The following is a 17,232-nucleotide window of genomic DNA, read 5'->3' on the forward strand; positions in this document are numbered from 1 at the left end:
AGAAGAGAAAATAAAAGCTGTCGCGATTTGTATAGAAAAATATAGAGAATTAAAATCTGATGCTAGAAAGGCTAGAAAAAAAGACCTTAAAAAAATAAAGACCGACGATTCGAGTGATGATGAAATCGTCGGTCAAAGAAAAACTTGCGATACAGTAAAGCTTGGGCTGCTGTTTAAAGCATGACTGTATGCGATTTATTGCTTTAGTCAGGTCACCGAAAATATTGTGGATGCCATACACATTAACGGTTGTTGTGACCTTGTAGCCTATATAACGTCAGGCTTTTGTATTCGGTTGACAATTTCATGAAAAAAAAACCAATTTTTTTTATACTAGGCTGAATCTTTTGTCTGAGTCATTTTCATGGTATCGCTAAGCCGTTATTTTCTCTGGTTTTTCTTGTATTGCTTTGTGATGACCTGTATTTGTGGCGTATTGGCTGCATTGTTACCTGCGGGTATAGGCGGGATTTTAACTGCAGTGCCTTATTTGGTTGCCATGATTTTAGTGCTGTATAAGTTTTTAAAACAACAACGCCGCGCACCGAATGACAAGGAACGCAAGACATTTACTTTGGGATTTAGCCTGATTTTTTGGGGCTATAACTTGGCATTTTTATTGTTAGGTTTGGCCATATTCTCTCGCCAAAACCCAAGCATTTGGCAAGATTTTTTACAGTATTTGCAACAGCCGCAATTTATGAGTGTGGTGGTGATCATGTTCTTGTTGATCGCAATTCCATTGTATCTGCTGACCTATTGGTTTTATGGTAAACAGGCACAGCGTATGGCAGTTAAAATGTTTGGCTGATAAAAGAAGTTGTTAATATCTGATTTTCTTCAAATATACATGATCAGTTATGTGATGATGATTTGCTTAGACTTGAACATTCAGTCTAAATCACGTATAGCTAAAACTATATTTTTCATCATGCTGAGATTGGAAGATGCATAAACCTTTGGTACTGGTAACAGGGGCAAGTGGTTTTATTGGTTCACAATTGTTGCCGTTTTTATTGCAACAGGATTATCGGGTGGTGGGGCTAACCCGACAGCCTAATCGAGTATCCAAACATCCTCAATTGCGCTGGATTCAGCAGTTGGATGAACTCGACACCGACAAAATTGATTATGTGATTAATTTGGCAGGAGAAAGTATTGGGCAGGGCAGATGGACTGCGGCACGTAAACAAAAATTGCTCGATAGTCGGGTTCAGACTACAGTGCACTTATATCAATATTTTGAAAAGCGCCGTATTTTTCCAAAGTGTATTATTTCAGGTTCGGCTGTAGGGTATTACGGAATTGATCCGCAGGAACAATGGTCAGCAGTATGTACCGAGCACAGTGCGGCACAAGATATTTTTATGTCACAGTTGTGCCAACAATGGGAACAGGCTGCATTAAGCTTCAGTCAGCAAAAAACCAAAATTATGCGCTTGGGCGTGGTGTTTGGACGCGGTGGCGGCATTTTACCGCAAATGTTGTTACCAATTCGTTTAAATGCTGTCGGGCGGATTGGGCATGGACGGCAGCCTGTGGCATGGGTACATATACAAGATGTTTTACAAGTCATTCACTGGTTAATGACGCAAACTGTAGACGCCAAAATTCTGAATGTAGTTGCACCTGAAAAAACCAGTCAACAGGATTTTGCCGAAACTGCAGCTCGGCTTTTAAAACGTCGTCCATTTTTTGTGTTACCTGCTTTTGTCTTACGTGGGCTATTGGGCGAGCAATCACAATTGGTGCTGAATGGGCAATATGTCAAACCCCAAGCCTTAGAGCACGCGGGTTATTGTTTTCAATATCCAAAACTTGAACAGGCGCTAGCGGCTTGTCTGGGTGCATCATCCTCTACTTAAATAGAGGATGATGCTGAACATTATGCATTGATAGCAGTTGGCTGTAATTGCTTTGGATCATAAGCTGCAGGATCCACAATTGTCTCTTGCCCAAGCATGAGTTGTCTTAATAACTGCGCTGAAGCAGTGCCCATACATAGGCCATTACGGAAGTGTCCGAAATTCACCCAAACATTATTCAAGTTTGGTACTTTGCCGATATAGGGCACACCTGTAGGCGAGCCTGGACGTAAACCTGCCCATTGTTTCACAATGGGGAATTGTGCCAATTCAGGCACCATTTCAAAACAGGCACTTAAAATATCCTGCTTAATTTGTGGGTCAGGGCAAGTATCAAAACCAACATGACGCATACTTGAACCGCAAAGCACATGCCCATCTTGACGTGGAATCAAGTACATGACCTTGTTCATGCACATGCTGGGTAACCATTGTGCTGGGGTTTTAAACAATACGATTTGCCCTTGCACAGGCTGTATAGGAATCTGTAAACCCAGTTGTGCCGCCCACTGTTGTGACCATGCGCCTGTTGTAAGCACGATATGATCGGCTTGATGTAAACGGCCATCGGCAGCTTGAATGGCTTGAATACGATTTTCAATGATCTGAAATTGTTGAATTGGACAGTGTTCAAAAAAACGCACGCGCGGATGTTGTTTCAAATACTGCGTGAGCGATTGTAATAAACGTGGATTGCGTACATTGGCAAGCTGTGAAAAATACAGAGCCTGTTTAAATTTGGGATGGATATGCGGGTTAATTTGTTCGAGCTGTTCCCGATTCAGATATTCGGCTTGCTGCATGGGTTCCTGATGACGCTCGGCATAATTTAAACCAATTTCAAAATCATCTTCGTCAAAAATCAGCATGCCTGTTTCATGGATTTCAAAATCAATGCCTGTGATGGGTTTGAGTTTTTCATTCCATGCTTGGTACTGTGGTTTGGCAAATTGAGCTAAGTCATTGACCGCTTGAGGATAACGCCACGGATACATGGGAGAAAGAATTCCACTCCCTGCCCATGATGCGGCTTGTGCTGCCTGTTGTTGATCAAAAATACTGATAGAGCAACCTTGCTCTACCAGTTCGAGTGCAGACAACAAACCGCTGATGCCTGCACCAATAATTGCGATGTGCATGAAAGCCGCCTATTTTATGCCATATCTTTAAGTTTGAGTGCAGCTTCTTCGGCAAAATACGTCCAAATACCATCTGCACCTGCCCGGCGGCAACTCATTAGCGATTCAATAATCACGCTGTCCGACAACCAGCCATTTTGAATCGCTGCAGCAAGCATGGCGTATTCACCACTCACTTGATAAACAAAGGTGGGCACACCAAAGTTATCTTTCACTTCACGTACAATGTCTAAATAAGGCATGCCTGGTTTTACAATCACCATGTCTGCACCTTCTTGAATATCCAGTGCAATTTCATGCAAGGCTTCGGCACGGTTGCCAATATCCATTTGATAATTGTATTTGTTGCCACCTTTCAGGTTGCTCGAAGAACCAACGGCATCACGGAACGGACCGTAAAAGCTAGAAGCGTATTTGGCAGAGTAGGCCATGATAGAGGTATAAATATGCCCGTTGCTTTCGAGCGCCTGACGAATCGCTCCAATACGACCATCCATCATATCACTTGGCGCAACGACATCCGCACCCGCTTCGGCATGGCTTAAAGCCTGTTTAATTAGACATTCAACGGTTTCATCATTCAGTACATAGCCTGTGTCATCAATAATGCCATCTTGACCATGCGTGGTGTATGGATCGAGTGCACCATCGGTAATCAGTACCATTTCTGGTAATTCTTTTTTCAGCAGACGTAGCGTGTTTTGCACCAAGCCATCTTCACGCCATGCTGCTTCTGCGTTTAGGCTTTTATCTTCTTGTGGCGTGACTGGAAATAAGGCCAGTTTAGATACACCTAGCTGCATTAAACGCTCGGCTTTTTTGAGTAATAAGTCTGCCGATAAACGCTGAATGTTCGGCATGCTTGGAATATCTTGGGTTTGATTTTGTCCTGGTAAAACAAATACAGGATAAATCAAGTGATCTGTGCTTAAGTGAGTTTCGCGAATCATGGCGCGTAATTGATCATTTTTACGGATACGACGCATACGAGTGGCAGGAAATGCAGGACGATTGAACGTATAGGTCATAAAAATCTCACTGATCAGTATTAAACTAGACGACTATTGTAGCCCCTTAAATTTCATTTGGGCATACATTGGCTGTTTTTATTGTTGGTAAATTGAGTTGTTTGGACTTTTGGGCACGTTATGAGTAATGCAGAGAAAAATTGGACTGGGAATATACATTTAGGCGCGAAAGTCGATATTGATGTCGTGCTAAGACAATTGGTCAATGCATTTAATGGATCGCCATTTTTTCAACACAATGGCATGAGCATGCGTGTGGTCGATGGTCAAATTGAAGCCTATATTGAGATGCAACCGTATATGGTGGGCAACGTGGCTTTCCAAATTTTACATGGTGGTGTTGCTGCAACCATTTTGGACAGTGTGGGCGGTATTGTGGCGATGGGTGAGTTATATAAAAGAACTGAACCTGACGACTTGCCCGATACCATAAAAAAAGTCACCCGTTTGGCTACGGTAGATATGCGGGTGGATTACTTAGCACCGGGACGCGGTAAGTATTTTATTGCCCGTGCGGAAACTTTACGTTTAGGGCGTAAAGGCTGCACCATGCGCATGACGATGGTCAATGATGAAGATAAACCAATTGCAACGGCAATTGCGTCTTATGCCTATTAAAATCTAAGGTAGGGCGCGAACAATTGTGTTTTGCCTAATTGGATGACTGTTTATTTTGATTAGTTTATTGTTTTAGACATATAAGGAGTTGAGTGATCAGCTCCTTTTTTGTGTGCATAAACAACTTTATGAATTGTGACAGTTTGTAGCGACTTAAGTTTTCTTTAAGTTTAGATTTCTATCTTGAGCATTGAGTTATTTTCTATCCAATGTGATGCACATGATCAAATTTAATTTTGATGCTCAATCATCCAGTCAAACGCATTTTCTGGATGCGAATTTTCATCAGCAAAAAAATAAAAAACAATTCAACGGGTATGCATCTGTAGCGCAGCCGTATAAACCACAAACGAACCCAAAACAGTTGAACCTAGAACAGCCACATTTAGATGTATTACACAGCTATGCCTCGGTGATTCAAGCACACACAACAGCACAACATTTAAATGTGACAACTGTGACCCGAGATGCTAGCGAACAACGCTTGGCATTAGAGCATTTTATTCGAGATAAATACCAAAAAGTCCATCAGGCATCCATAAATACTTTTTCAGATACCTTGTTTGCAGGCTATGTAAACCACGACATGCAAGTGGTGATTGGCATGCAACCATTGGGCGCAAACCAAGCCTTTTTGGAACAGTATTTAGGTGCACCCATTGAAACCATTTTAACCCAATTGAGCCAAGTGCCTGTAACGCGCGCGCAGATTGTTGAAATTGGCAACTTGGCAGCGTAAGACATGAGCAAAGCCAAATTGATAGTGGCTTTTTTGGTGTTTCATTTATCGCAGAACAATGTGTCGTGGGCAGTTTGCACAGGAACAGCAGCAGTGCGCTATGTGTTACAGCAAATGGGTTTGCATTTTCAGGTACTAGAAAAAGCCAACCCCGAAGCCTTGGGCGATGCACAGCATCAATGGGGCAGTTATTACCAACAGAAGCCTTATGTACTGGCGATTGACGTTGCAGCAGCGTTGGCGGTCACGCAACAGCAATATTGTTTTTATGCCTAAGGTTATGCAGAAAGGCGGAAATTGAAAGATGAATGAGTTGTTTGAAAACCTGAATCACTATGCCCAAACAGACCCTGAGCGTGAAGCAATTGTGACGGCACAAACCACACTGAGTTATGCCACATTACAGCAACGGGTTGAGTTGCTCAGTGCAGAATTGGCAACTTATCAAGTACAGCGTTTGGCGTTGTGGGGTGTGAATCAGGCCGATTGGATTGTGGTCGATTTAGCCGCACGTAAAGCTGCAATGACAGTCATTCCTGTGCCTTTATTTTTTACTGCTGCACAAGTGCAACATTTACTGCAAGACAGCCAAGCCGAGTTGCTGTGTATTTTGACGGATACTGCACAAAGCGATACTCCGTCCAATGTTAACTCGGCTATTGGAAATACTGCTATTCCAGAAGCTTTGTTGGAGATGATTGATGCAGTTCAGGCACAGGTTTTGCCACCATCAGATTTATATCAAGGGCAGTTGTTTCGTCTAAGCGTTGAAACAGCACAACCGCATTTATCCCCAAATTCTGCTGAGCAGCCTACAAAAATTACTTATACCTCGGGCAGTACGGGTACTCCCAAAGGTGTGTGTTTGGCAGAAGCCACCATTAATTCAATTACGTACTCTTTAAGTCAGGCATTGCAAAGCAGCCAGCTTGGGCGGCATTTGTGTCTAATTCCATTTGCAACATTGCTTGAAAATATCGCAGGCGTGTATGTGCCTTTTCACATGGGGCGTGCAGTGGTGGTGGCTGAAGTCAGTCAGTTTGGTTTGCTGTCCAACCATGAGTTTCATGAGTTTGATGTTTCACGCTTTGTCGATGCCGTGCAGCAATATCATATTGAAAGCGTGATTTTATTGCCACAAATGCTCAAAGCGATTGTGGAATATATCCATCAACACGGCGATTTGGGCTTGCGCACTTTGAAGTTTATTGCCGTGGGTGGTGGCAAGGTGTCTGCAGATTTACTCAAGCAGTGTCAGCAATTCAATTTACCTGTTTATGAAGGTTATGGTCTGTCTGAATGTGCATCGGTCGTGAGTTTAAACCTGCCTGAAGCTCGCAGAATTGGCAGTGTTGGCCGCGTATTACCGCATGTTCAAGTCGAAATTGCTGCCAATCAAGAAGTGGTGGTCAAGGGCAATGCCATGTTGGGATATATGCATGAACTTGGGCGTGAGCAGGATGCGGTATCAGCCGATATTCACACAGGCGATGCAGGTTATTTTGATGAAGATGGCTATTTATATATCACGGGGCGTATCAAGCAAATTATTGTCAGCAGTTTTGGGCGCAATATTTCACCAGAATGGGTTGAATCGAACAGTTTGAGTGAGCCTGAAATTCAACAGATTGCCGTGTTTGGTGAAGCGCAGCCGTCATTATCTGCAGTGATTTATGCCGAGGAACATCGTTCAGATGCGCAATTGGCAGCCGCGATTTATCGTGCCAATACCCGTATGCCTGATTATGCCCAAATTAAACACTGGTGCCGTGCTGAACAACCTTTTTCTTTAAATAATCAGATGTTAACCGATAACGGAAAATTGCGTAGAGCAGTCATTCAGCAACAGTATCAGACAGCTTTGGCACATCCTACAACGTATTTAATGGCTGATCTTGGAGATGTTTCACAGATAGACATCAACCTGTCAGTCATCAATAGAGATAGAGAGAAATCACATGAATATTGCACAACAGCAATTCAAACATTCCCCACAACAAATTAAAGATCGTTTGGTGGAGCACGGTTGGGTTTTACTTAGAAATGAACATTATGATGTGAATGCGTTTAGTGGGCTGATGAGCAATATTTGCCAAAAGCTGACCTATGACCCTGCACGTGAAAATGTGACCCGACAATCGCAAAAAGTAGATGCAGGTACGCAGGCAATGGGACTGCATATAGAAAATGGTTCAACCCCAATGCCGCCTGATATTATTGCTTTTTTTAGTGAAAAAAGTGCTTCGCGTGGTTCGCAGACTACTTTATGTGATGGACATGAGGTATGGCAAAAACTGCCTGACACACTGAAGCAGAAATTTGCTGAACCGATGACCATCAGCCGTTACTTACCCAAAGCGATGTGGCAAAAGTATGTGGCGACAGCACTCAATATTGCCGATGCCGTACAGGTCGGGCAGCAGGAACTCGCTCATTTTATTGAGATGATTCCTAGACAACGGATTCGCCCTGCGCATGATGAAGGCGTACAGTACGATTTAAGCATGCCGATGATTCGCCATGACAATTTAAAAGCTGTGCCTGCCTTTGCCAACACCTTGTTGGGGCCTTCTTATAATTACGAAAAGCAGCGTTTTTACTTTGCCGATGGCAGCGAAATCCAAGCAGAATTATTGGAAGAATTGGCAGAGCGATGCGAGCGTGAAACCTCAGAAATTGACTGGCAAGATGGTGATGTGGTGCTCATTGATAACAAGCGCTTTATGCATGGCAGACGTGAAATATTGGTGCCATTAGAAGATCGTAAACTCTATATTTGTATGGGCTTGGGACTGAATCCTGCATTTTTATAATTGAGTTGTATCGAATATCTTAAAATTGAGAGTATCTTTTATGTCAAATTTAACTGCGGTGATTTTCGGGGCAACAGGCGGGATTGGTCATGCGATTGCGCATCATTTTGCTGAAAAAGGCTTAAACTTAATTTTGGTTGGGCGTAAGCAAGACACCTTGCAACAACTAGAGCAAAGTCTGGCGCAGCAGTATCCTCAGTTGCAATTACACAGTCTGCGTTGTGATTTAATTGATGCCAGCAGTCGTCATGATTTTATTCAGGCACTTGCCGCATTAAAACAGCCGATTCATTACTATATTAACAATGCAGGCATGAATGATTTTCGTCTGTTTGCGCAGCAATCACAGGATACCATTGAGCAAATGATGTTGGTCAATGTGGCTTATCCGCTGCAACTGATTCAGGATGTGATTCCATATATGTCGGACAGTCAGCCGAGTCAGATCATCAATATTGGCTCGACTTTTGGCAGCATCGGCTATCCTGGCTATGTGAGTTATTGCGCCAGTAAGTTTGCCTTGCGTGGTGCAACTGAAGCGTTGGCGCGAGAGTATTGTCAGACTGCCATTCGTTTTAGATATTTCTCCCCACGCGCGACCAATACCAGTATGAACAATCCCGATGTGATTGAAATGAATATCAAAATGGGTACAAAAGTGGATTCACCTGAATTTGTGGCACAAGAACTGTATCAATTTTTACAAACAGACCGTCAATCCTATCAGGTCGGTTATCCTGAAAAAGTCTTTGTCAAACTGAATCAGTTGATGCCTAGCCGAGTCGCAGCTGCCATTCAAAAAGATTTAGACACCATTTATGAATATGCAGATCAAAGCAAAGCGTCCTTTATTCAGCAAACTTCCGCCTCATAAATGATATTTTTTTCGATAACGCCATAAGGTGGTTCGGCTAATGCCCAAGGCTTGTGCCACCAATTCAGTTTGCCCCTGATATTTTTCCAGTAAATCCTGCAGTGTGTCTTTATCTACTTTATTGTTGGTTTTGATGGGCAGCTTAATAGGTTGTGGCGTTGGGGTAGCTGTGGCGAGTTTCAAACTAGCATGCACAATTTCATCGGGTAAATCGTGTTGATCAATTTCCGTTTTACCTGCTGACATGGTCAATGCATACAGCAAGGTATTCTTTAATTCACGCACGTTGCCCGGCCAGTCGTAATTGATTAATACCTTCAGTGCTTGCTCGGTCAAATGTGGCGTGACCTGAAACTGGGCTTGTTGTTGCAAAATAAATGCTGCAATTTTAGGGATATCTTGTTTACGTTCACGTAGTGGTGGCACAAAAATTGGAATCACCCGTAAACGATAAAGTAAATCTTGGCGAAATCTGCCTAAACGCGCTTCTTCACGTAAAGCGCGATGGGTTGCGGTAATAATTCTGACATTCGATTTAATCGCTTTTTCACCGCCCAAAGGGGTGAATTCGCCCGTTTCTAATACTCGCAATAATTTGGCTTGCAGTTCCAGTGGAATTTCTGCAATTTCATCTAAAAATAAAGTACCACCTGCAGCACGTTCAAACACACCTTTATGCTCACGAATTGCCCCTGTAAATGCACCTTTCACATGCCCAAACAATTCACTTTCTAAAATATTGGCATTTAAAGCCGCGCAGTTAATCGCAATAAAGACTTGTGTATGCCGTTGGCTGCGTGCATGTACTGCTTGCGCCACCAACTCTTTACCACTACCAGATTCACCACGCACCAAAACAGGAAACTCAGTAATCGCTACCCGTTCAATAATGGAATACATATGCTGCATTTGTGGCGAATCACTATGGAAAAACTCCGCCAAACTATTTTGTGCTTGGGCAGATGGGGTGAGTGTTTGTGATGACACTGTTGCAACGCTAGGCTGTAGAAAGAATAAACATCCTGTGAAATCGGCTGTATGGACACGAATATTTAAGCTGTGGTAGTGCCATGCCTTAGCACTATTCGGGAGTTGCAGCAGACCTGTCTGTGGTTGTGATGCTGATTGTGATTGTAGTTTTAATTTCAATAATTGATTTTTTAATGTTTTACCCGTAGCTGCAGAAACAGAAGCATCTTGTGCATATTCATAAATCCATGTTTGAGCAATGTCGTCATAAACATAGAGCAAACTGTCTGGACAAAGTTGTTGTAAATGAAACAAAAAGCTTTCAAGACTGGCTTGTTGTTCAAAGTCATGTATCGCATTCATGATGTTTCATCTTTTGTTTCATTATTGATTCAATTGAAACATAAAATGCAACAGATGTGAAACATGGAATATGACCTAAATTAAATAATATTTCTTAATATATTGTATTTTATTAATATATTTAAAAGAGATTAAGTTGGTATTATATTTGCAAAATTAAGAATAACAAAATATAAAACTTGGTGTATATCTCATGATCTTTCATCAATTTTTTGAAGCTGACAGCTCGACCTATACTTACTTATTGGCATCTGAACAAACCCGTGAAGCGGTGCTGATTGACCCTGTAATTTCAGAGGTTGAGCAATATGCTGCTTTTCTAGAACAGCATGATTTGCAATTGGTGTATAGCTTAGATACGCACGTACACGCTGACCATATTACTGCTGCCAACGAACTCAGAACACGTTTTGGTTGTAAAACTGTATTACATCGTAATTCAGGTGTGGTGTGTGGCGATATTTTCATTACCGATGGCAGCGCCATTCGTGTGGGTGAATTGTTGATTGAAGCACGTTATACCCAGGGTCATACCAACGCCTGTACCAGCTATGTGGTCAATGGCATGGTATTCACTGGCGATGCGTTGTTAATTGATGGTTGTGGTCGTACTGACTTTCAGGAAGGCAACCCGGCGACTTTATATGACAGCATTCATCTACAAATTTTTAGCTTACCTGATGACACTTTGGTGTACCCAGGGCATGACTACAAAGGGCGTGTGTCTTCTACCGTTGGGCAGGAAAAACGCAATAACTCGCGTTTAGGACAAGGGCGCACCAAAGCGGAATTTATTACCCTCATGCAGAATTTAAAACTGCCTTATCCAAAACATATTGATGTGGCTTTGCCTGCCAATAAAGTTTGCGGCAAGTAATGCTTGCACAGTACAACACAGTGATGGAATAGGGGAAAATACGCATGTGGATGTTAATCCTAGAAGGCTTGGCGATTGGTACTTTGCTGGGTTTGACAGGGGCAGGGGGCGGTATTCTTGCCGTTCCTGCTCTTATGGCAAGCCAAGGCTGGACTGTGGCGCAGGCTGCACCCGTGGGTTTATTGGCAGTCACTTTGGCAGCTTTGGTTGGCACAGTTGAAGGCTTGTTCAAACGTATTGTGCGTTATCGTGCTGCATTGTGGATTGCCTTAATCAGTATTCCATCTGCACGTTATGGGGTGCATTTGGCAGGTATTGTCCCGCCCATTTGGTTAACACTGGCGTTCAGTCTGGTCATGTTTATTGTGGCGTATCGTATTTTCTTTAATAAAGTCAACGACCAAATTAATCCACCGTGTAAGGTAAACCAAAACACAGGACGCTTAATTTGGAATGTTAAAACGGCGTCTTTGCTTGGTGGTGTTGGTGTAATTGCAGGCTTGCTGACGGGTTTGTTGGGTGTGGGCGGTGGTTTTATTATTGTGCCGTTATTGCGTAAATTTACCGATTTGGATATGCGCAGTATCGTCGCAACCTCTTTGATGATTATTTTCCTGATTGGTGGCGTGAGTATTTCAGCACACGTTTTAGATGGCTTTCAGTACCCAATGGCAGTCACCATCACCTTTGTTCTGGCGTGTATTGTCGGGATGTTACTTGGACGTACTTTGGTACATCGCATGAATAGCAATACTGTACAAAAGGTATTTGCTACAACAGTCATTGGTGTTGCGTTCTACCTCATTTATACAGCGATTATGGCTTAAGTCTAATATTTGGATACTATGTTTTTACTTTGAACTGCAGTATTGTGAATAGGTAACGTATTGTTAAGTGTAAGAAAAAGCACTAGACCTAGACCAAATTAAAGATTAGCTTAGTTGTATAAGATGACAAGGAGCCAAGAATGAAAAAACATTTATTTTGTGTGGGTGTAGAGTTCCGCAAAGCATCCGATGAAACAGGCTCTTATGCGTATTTGACCGCATATTTAGGCGCAGATGACTTACATGAAGCGATTGATCGCGTTCAGAAACAACTGGAGCAAGAAGGCAATAAAGTATTGTTCGTTCGTGGTTGCTGGGTTGTCGATGCCGATTGTGATGATGGTTTCTGCCCAACTGAAGAAAGTAATGCTGCCTCTAAAGCAGACCTACTGTTCAGTGATGAAATCTATTATGGCAAATTGCAGCAATGGTCAATCAACAATGGCTATGAATACTGAGTAAAATGTTGGCTGAGTAAGATGCCGATGGGTTCAGTTTACTGACCTGTGAATATTTAAAAAACCGCGTTTGAATGATTTAAGCGCGGTTTTTTTATTCTTCATCAACCAAATGAACAAGTACATATTTTTCAAACCAGATCGGAAACTCTCCTTTAAAATCTGGATTAATGATCAATGTATCTCCGTTAGTCACTTCTCAGATATAAGAAGCCATATTCTTGGTCGCATTACTTGAGTTATCAAATAAATACGCTCGGTCAGATACTTCAATCGCATCAATCAACATGTGCATAGTGCGGAAATAGCGTTCACGGATTTTAATTTCTTCGACTGGATGACCACCATTTTTCACACGTTGTTTAACTCGGTCCACATTAATATCAGGGTCCTCAGTCGTCACAAAGTATAAATAGGTACGATAGCCTTGCGTTTTAGCATCTCGCAAAAACTCGATTTTACTCTCATGAGACATTACGGTTTCAAATGTAAATCCAACCTTAAGCGTAAGTAACTCTTTACGGATGACATCAAGAATTCGGGCTGCGAGGTAGGAATCAATCGTGTTCCCGCTTAAGTCGATTAAGCTTCCATCAATCACAGGATCTACTGAGAGGAGAGGACTTTTGCTTAGAGTACCATCTGCATTTTTTAGTGGTCGACTTGCTTGAGTAAGATAATCAACCAATATGTTTGCATTAATGCGTATATCAAATTGACTTAGATCAAGAATGGGTGTGGCTTTAAGATCGCGCTCAAGGTTGTCAGCATTCAAAAACAATTTAGATAAACGGCTATCTAAACCATTAATCATCGTACTTTTGCCCGATCCATTTGGACCCGCAAACATTCTGATTCGAGGTGTTTTTGGCAACATAAATTATTCTGCAGTAGCCTCTATGTTACGTTTTCTAATTTTAAAGGTTCTGCGACCATTAAACTGGCGGGCTAGATCAGGGTTCCGACCAGATAACTGTTTGATTAAAACTGGTTTGCCATTCGGGGTTTTGCTGACTAAGGCATCATTTTCCACATAAAGTACTCGATCACTGTGAGCTACTGCAATGAAGCGTTCACGCAAAACGTCAGCTGCAGCTGTAGCGATTTCACTTTCATTGGTTCGGTTTCTAGTTGACATATCTAAAACCTCTAGGTGATTAAGTTTCATGGTTAGCGCGTCAATTCTTGGATTAAGAATAAATTGCTCTATTTAATCAATATATGCGTATTTTGATTAAATTCCAAGAACAGTATGAAGCTAGTAAGTATTATATTTTTGCATTTCTGATGCTATCAGAATACCACATCAACCGTTTTTTAGCATTGTGTCGCATGTAACTTGAAATGCAGATATTTTATTGCTTTTGATATTGAGCTAAAACATCAGTTTCCAGCGCTGAAAACTTTAGAGCCTACTTAAAAGGACGTCCTTCGCCTTGTTCTTCATAAGTCACACCATCTCGAATGTGGTACAAGCGTTTAAAGGTAGGGATGATTTTATCGTCATGTGTGACTACAATAATTGCAGTTTGAAATTTTTCTGCCATTTCGTGTAATAAGCGAATCACGGTCATCGCGCGTACACTATCCAATGGTGCAGTGGGTTCATCGGCTAAAATCACAGGCGGTTGATTAATCAAACCACGTGCAATGGCGACACGCTGTTGTTCACCACCAGACAATTGCCCAGGCATGGCATGTACCCGATGCTGCACATCGAGCGCCGTTAAAATTTCCAATGCGCGGGCGCGGGCAATGTCATTGGCTACGCCTGCTAACATCGGCAGCAGCGCTACATTATCCAAAACATTTAAAAAAGGAATTAAGTACGGGGTTTGGAACATAAAACCAATTTTATCGCGGCGTAAGGCACTTAAGTCTTTGACTAACCAACGTTGATCAAAAATCACCTCATCGCCCAAAGTCATGCGTCCTTCGGTAGGATCAATCACGGCACCTAAACATTTGAGCAAGGTGCTTTTACCCGAACCTGAGGGGCCAATCAGCCCAACCACTTCACCGGGTGCAACCTGCATTTTGACATCTTTTAAGGCATAAAAGGCATTGTCACCTTGTCCAAAACGCTTTTTTAAACCTTCAATTAAAATGCCCTGTGTCATGTTATCCCCCAATTGCTTCGGCAGGGTCAATGCGCAGTGCCATCCGAATTGCAACCAAACTGGCTAACATGCAAATCAGCATCACCGCAATAAATCCAAAAATAGAATCTTGCGGAACCAATAAGACATATTTCGGGAAATATGGTGCGGCAAAGGTTGAACTGATTTTACCAACAGCAAACCCAATTAATCCAAGCGCGAGTGCTTGTTGCAAGATCATCCAAGCGATTGTGCGATTGCGTGTGCCAATTAATTTTAAGACCGCAATTTCACGAATTTTGTCCATAGTCAGGGTATAAATAATAAATGCCACAATCGCGGCGCTGACCAAGGCCAAAATCACCAAAAACATGGCAATTTGTTTGGCGGATGTGGCAATCATTTTGCTGATTAAAATGTGTTCCATCTGCGGGCGGGTATAGACTGTTAGTTGTTGCCAACGCTGAATATGTGCTGCTGTTTCTTCAGCTGAAGCACCTGCATTTAAACGGACTAAAATAGCATTCACATAACGGTTGCTACTTTGTGCATTGAGTACGCTTTCAAGCAAGTCAGGATAAGCAGGGCGGTTATAAATTGGGTTTACTGCAATTCGTCTACGGTCTTGTAAAATGGCAGCATTGTCCTTTTGGAATTGCGCCTGTTGTGCATCTTTCAGCGGAATAAAAATCATCGGGTCACCACCCGAAGACACCATGCGTCGGGTTAAACCCACCACGGTAAAGGTGTTACGACGGATTTTAATACGATCACCCAACTTTAATCCCGTACTCATGTCGGCTACGGCTTCATAGTGCCCGCGGGTCAATTGACGTCCTGCCAATAAATGTGGTGGCCACCCCAAGTTATTCCACGCATGTTCACCTGTTTGAATCCCGACCACCATCGAGCGAATATCTTTATCTTGATGATGCACTTGCATGGTTAAATAAGTAATATTTGAAGCATGCGCCACCCCGGGCATATTCATCACGCTGCGATATAAATCATCACGCACACTTGAAGGTTCTGCATAAGGGCCAAGTGTATCTTGCTGCACTACCCATAGGTCAGCACCACTGTTATTCAGCAGGGCTTTGGCATCATCTACCATGCCGCGATACACGCCAGCCATAATTAAGGTCACACCAATCAGCAAGCCGAGTCCAAAGCCAGTAAATACGAATTTACCCCATGAATGGAAAATATCACGACCTGCCAGACTAATCATTTAGCTGCTCCTGCAAGTTGCTTGACAACCCGTAAACGGTTTTTGGCATGTAGGGGTTTTTCACTATACAGCACCACTTGATCATTTTCAGATAAGCCTGCGAGCACTTGCACATCGCCCGCTAAATTTGAACGTCCCAATTGAACTTCAACAAATTGTGGTTTTTCTGCTGCAACTTTCCACACGCCTACTTGGTTATTGATACGGTGAACTGCCGCATTGGGAATGGTTAAGCTGCGTGCCAATGGTGCGAGGCTGATGGTGACTTCTGCTAACTCACCCAAAGGCGGAAGAGGCGTTGGAGGTTGATTAAAAACCACTTTAGCTAAAATTTCTTCGGTAATGGCATCGGCACGAGGTTCTACCCATAACACATGACCTGCCAAAGCATTATTTTGCCGTGAACGTAAATGAATTTGAGCTGGTAAGTCAGCAGCTAAACCAATCGCACTGGATTGATCGAAACGGGCATTCATCCAAATGGAGTTAGGATCGACAATTTCTAGTACTGTTTGACCTGCCACGACTGTTGAACCCGGTTCTGCATAACGTGCAGTGACGACACCTGCGGCTGTGGCCACTAAATTTAAATTATCACGCTGTGCTTGTAAGGTATTCAGGTCTGCACGTGCTTTATTGAGTTCTTGTTGCATCGCGCTGAGTGCCGCCGTTGCCAAATCGAGCTCTTGTTGTTTAATGGCTAAAGATTCTTGGCTGGTGGCATTGATTTTAGCTAGTTGTTGATAACGCTTGACTTGTTGCTGCGCAAAATTTTGACGGATTTGAGTGTCTTGTTGCTGAGCGGTAATTTTTTGGATTATCGCACGTTGAGCCAATAAACGATCTTCTAGATCGACAGGATCCATTTCGCCTAACAGTTGTTCTGCTTGTACGTTATCGCCAATATCTACTTTTAAGTTTTTTAAGCGACCTGCTGCAGTTGGGCCAATTTTATAATTATAACGCGCTTCAACGGTTGCTACGCCAAACAGGCTAGGTTGAATGGATTGATATTTGACTTGCGTGAGGGTGACGTTGACAGGGGCAAATGGGCCTGTGCGTAAGACCACGTAAATTAACAATAAAACCAGAGCTACAATGACCACAATCACGGAAATAGTTCGCTTTCCTAAGGGAAATACCTGCATGTGTACTCCGCATAATTTTTATCAATTAAGGAGAATATAATCTATTTTGTTATTGTGCGGGAGAGTTATTCGGTTTGGGGGATGAAAGCGAAAAATGTTTGGAGATGAATAAACCGTCCAATAAAAAGGCTTAAATCCTAAAAGTGGATTTGAACCTGTATTGTGCAAAAGTGAGCAATCCTGA

At 42.6% G+C, this 17,232-nt stretch carries 16 protein-coding genes and 2 pseudogenes; 10 read left to right on the forward strand and 8 right to left on the reverse strand.

Going from position 1 to position 17,232, the window contains the following annotated elements; translation table 11 throughout:
• Window positions 1-364: 364 nt before the first annotated feature.
• A complete protein-coding gene (locus FTU66_RS04650; protein WP_180112393.1) occupies window positions 365-811 on the forward strand; it encodes an ABZJ_00895 family protein in 447 nt (148 codons plus the stop codon).
• A gap of 136 nt (window positions 812-947) precedes the next feature.
• Window positions 948-1,865 (forward strand): TIGR01777 family oxidoreductase, encoded by a 918-nt coding sequence (locus tag FTU66_RS04655; RefSeq protein WP_180112394.1) that lies wholly within the window; start codon window positions 948-950, stop codon window positions 1,863-1,865.
• 20 nt (window positions 1,866-1,885) lie between these two features.
• On the opposite strand, the gene FTU66_RS04660 is transcribed toward FTU66_RS04655, so the two are convergent.
• Window positions 1,886-3,004 (reverse strand): FAD-binding oxidoreductase, encoded by a 1,119-nt coding sequence (locus FTU66_RS04660; protein ID WP_180112395.1) that lies wholly within the window; start codon window positions 3,002-3,004, stop codon window positions 1,886-1,888.
• A 14-nt stretch (window positions 3,005-3,018) separates the two neighbouring features.
• On the reverse strand, window positions 3,019-4,032 hold the full coding sequence (gene hemB / locus FTU66_RS04665) for a porphobilinogen synthase (protein WP_180112396.1): 1,014 nt from the start codon (window positions 4,030-4,032) through the stop codon (window positions 3,019-3,021).
• A gap of 120 nt (window positions 4,033-4,152) precedes the next feature.
• Here hemB and FTU66_RS04670 point away from each other — a divergent pair, with 120 nt between their 5' ends.
• From FTU66_RS04670 to FTU66_RS04690, 5 genes and pseudogenes are all read left to right on the forward strand, one after another.
• A complete protein-coding gene (locus tag FTU66_RS04670) occupies window positions 4,153-4,650 on the forward strand; it encodes a thioesterase family protein (protein WP_096902274.1) in 498 nt (165 codons plus the stop codon).
• Window positions 4,651-4,870: 220 nt separating this feature from the next.
• Window positions 4,871-5,665 (forward strand): annotated as a pseudogene (locus FTU66_RS04675) (thermostable hemolysin).
• Window positions 5,666-5,693: 28 nt separating this feature from the next.
• A complete protein-coding gene (locus FTU66_RS04680; RefSeq protein WP_180112397.1) occupies window positions 5,694-7,394 on the forward strand; it encodes an AMP-binding protein in 1,701 nt (566 codons plus the stop codon).
• Entirely contained in the window at window positions 7,348-8,202 is an 855-nt protein-coding gene (locus tag FTU66_RS04685) for a TauD/TfdA family dioxygenase (protein WP_180061206.1), read from the forward strand. Before FTU66_RS04680 ends, FTU66_RS04685 begins: the two co-directional genes overlap by 47 nt.
• Window positions 8,203-8,242: 40 nt before the next feature.
• Window positions 8,243-9,076 (forward strand): SDR family oxidoreductase, encoded by an 834-nt coding sequence (locus FTU66_RS04690; RefSeq protein WP_096902277.1) that lies wholly within the window; start codon window positions 8,243-8,245, stop codon window positions 9,074-9,076.
• Here FTU66_RS04690 and FTU66_RS04695 read toward each other — a convergent pair.
• Window positions 9,071-10,408, reverse strand: coding sequence for a sigma-54-dependent Fis family transcriptional regulator (locus FTU66_RS04695; protein ID WP_180112398.1), 1,338 nt, complete (start codon window positions 10,406-10,408; stop codon window positions 9,071-9,073). The genes FTU66_RS04690 and FTU66_RS04695 overlap by 6 nt on opposite strands.
• Window positions 10,409-10,601: 193 nt before the next feature.
• Here FTU66_RS04695 and FTU66_RS04700 point away from each other — a divergent pair, with 193 nt between their 5' ends.
• The 3 genes from FTU66_RS04700 (at window position 10,602) to FTU66_RS04710 (ending at window position 12,570) form a co-directional block, all read left to right on the forward strand.
• Window positions 10,602-11,285 carry an MBL fold metallo-hydrolase gene (locus FTU66_RS04700; RefSeq protein WP_180112399.1) on the forward strand — a complete coding sequence of 228 codons (684 nt, stop codon included), beginning with the start codon at window positions 10,602-10,604 and terminating at the stop codon, window positions 11,283-11,285.
• 44 nt (window positions 11,286-11,329) lie between these two features.
• Window positions 11,330-12,112 (forward strand): sulfite exporter TauE/SafE family protein, encoded by a 783-nt coding sequence (locus tag FTU66_RS04705; protein ID WP_154320426.1) that lies wholly within the window; start codon window positions 11,330-11,332, stop codon window positions 12,110-12,112.
• Window positions 12,113-12,252: 140 nt separating this feature from the next.
• Window positions 12,253-12,570 carry a hypothetical protein gene (locus FTU66_RS04710; RefSeq protein WP_104852389.1) on the forward strand — a complete coding sequence of 106 codons (318 nt, stop codon included), beginning with the start codon at window positions 12,253-12,255 and terminating at the stop codon, window positions 12,568-12,570.
• 94 nt (window positions 12,571-12,664) lie between these two features.
• Here FTU66_RS04710 and FTU66_RS04715 read toward each other — a convergent pair.
• From FTU66_RS04715 to FTU66_RS04735, 5 genes and pseudogenes are all read right to left on the reverse strand, one after another.
• A pseudogene (locus tag FTU66_RS04715) lies at window positions 12,665-13,420 on the reverse strand (hypothetical protein).
• Between the two features lie 30 nt (window positions 13,421-13,450).
• A complete protein-coding gene (locus FTU66_RS04720; protein WP_004975373.1) occupies window positions 13,451-13,708 on the reverse strand; it encodes a hypothetical protein in 258 nt (85 codons plus the stop codon).
• 274 nt (window positions 13,709-13,982) lie between these two features.
• On the reverse strand, window positions 13,983-14,690 hold the full coding sequence (locus tag FTU66_RS04725) for an ABC transporter ATP-binding protein (protein ID WP_180112400.1): 708 nt from the start codon (window positions 14,688-14,690) through the stop codon (window positions 13,983-13,985).
• A 1-nt stretch (window position 14,691) separates the two neighbouring features.
• Window positions 14,692-15,900, reverse strand: a complete 1,209-nt coding sequence (locus tag FTU66_RS04730; RefSeq protein ID WP_136144179.1) for an ABC transporter permease — start codon at window positions 15,898-15,900, stop codon at window positions 14,692-14,694.
• Window positions 15,897-17,048, reverse strand: a complete 1,152-nt coding sequence (locus FTU66_RS04735; RefSeq protein ID WP_180112401.1) for an efflux RND transporter periplasmic adaptor subunit — start codon at window positions 17,046-17,048, stop codon at window positions 15,897-15,899. The genes FTU66_RS04730 and FTU66_RS04735 overlap by 4 nt, the downstream gene beginning before the upstream one ends.
• Window positions 17,049-17,232 lie beyond the last annotated feature (184 nt).

The sequence above is a fragment of the Acinetobacter sp. YH12131 genome (genome assembly GCF_013418635.1).
Taxonomy (GTDB): domain Bacteria; phylum Pseudomonadota; class Gammaproteobacteria; order Pseudomonadales; family Moraxellaceae; genus Acinetobacter; species Acinetobacter towneri.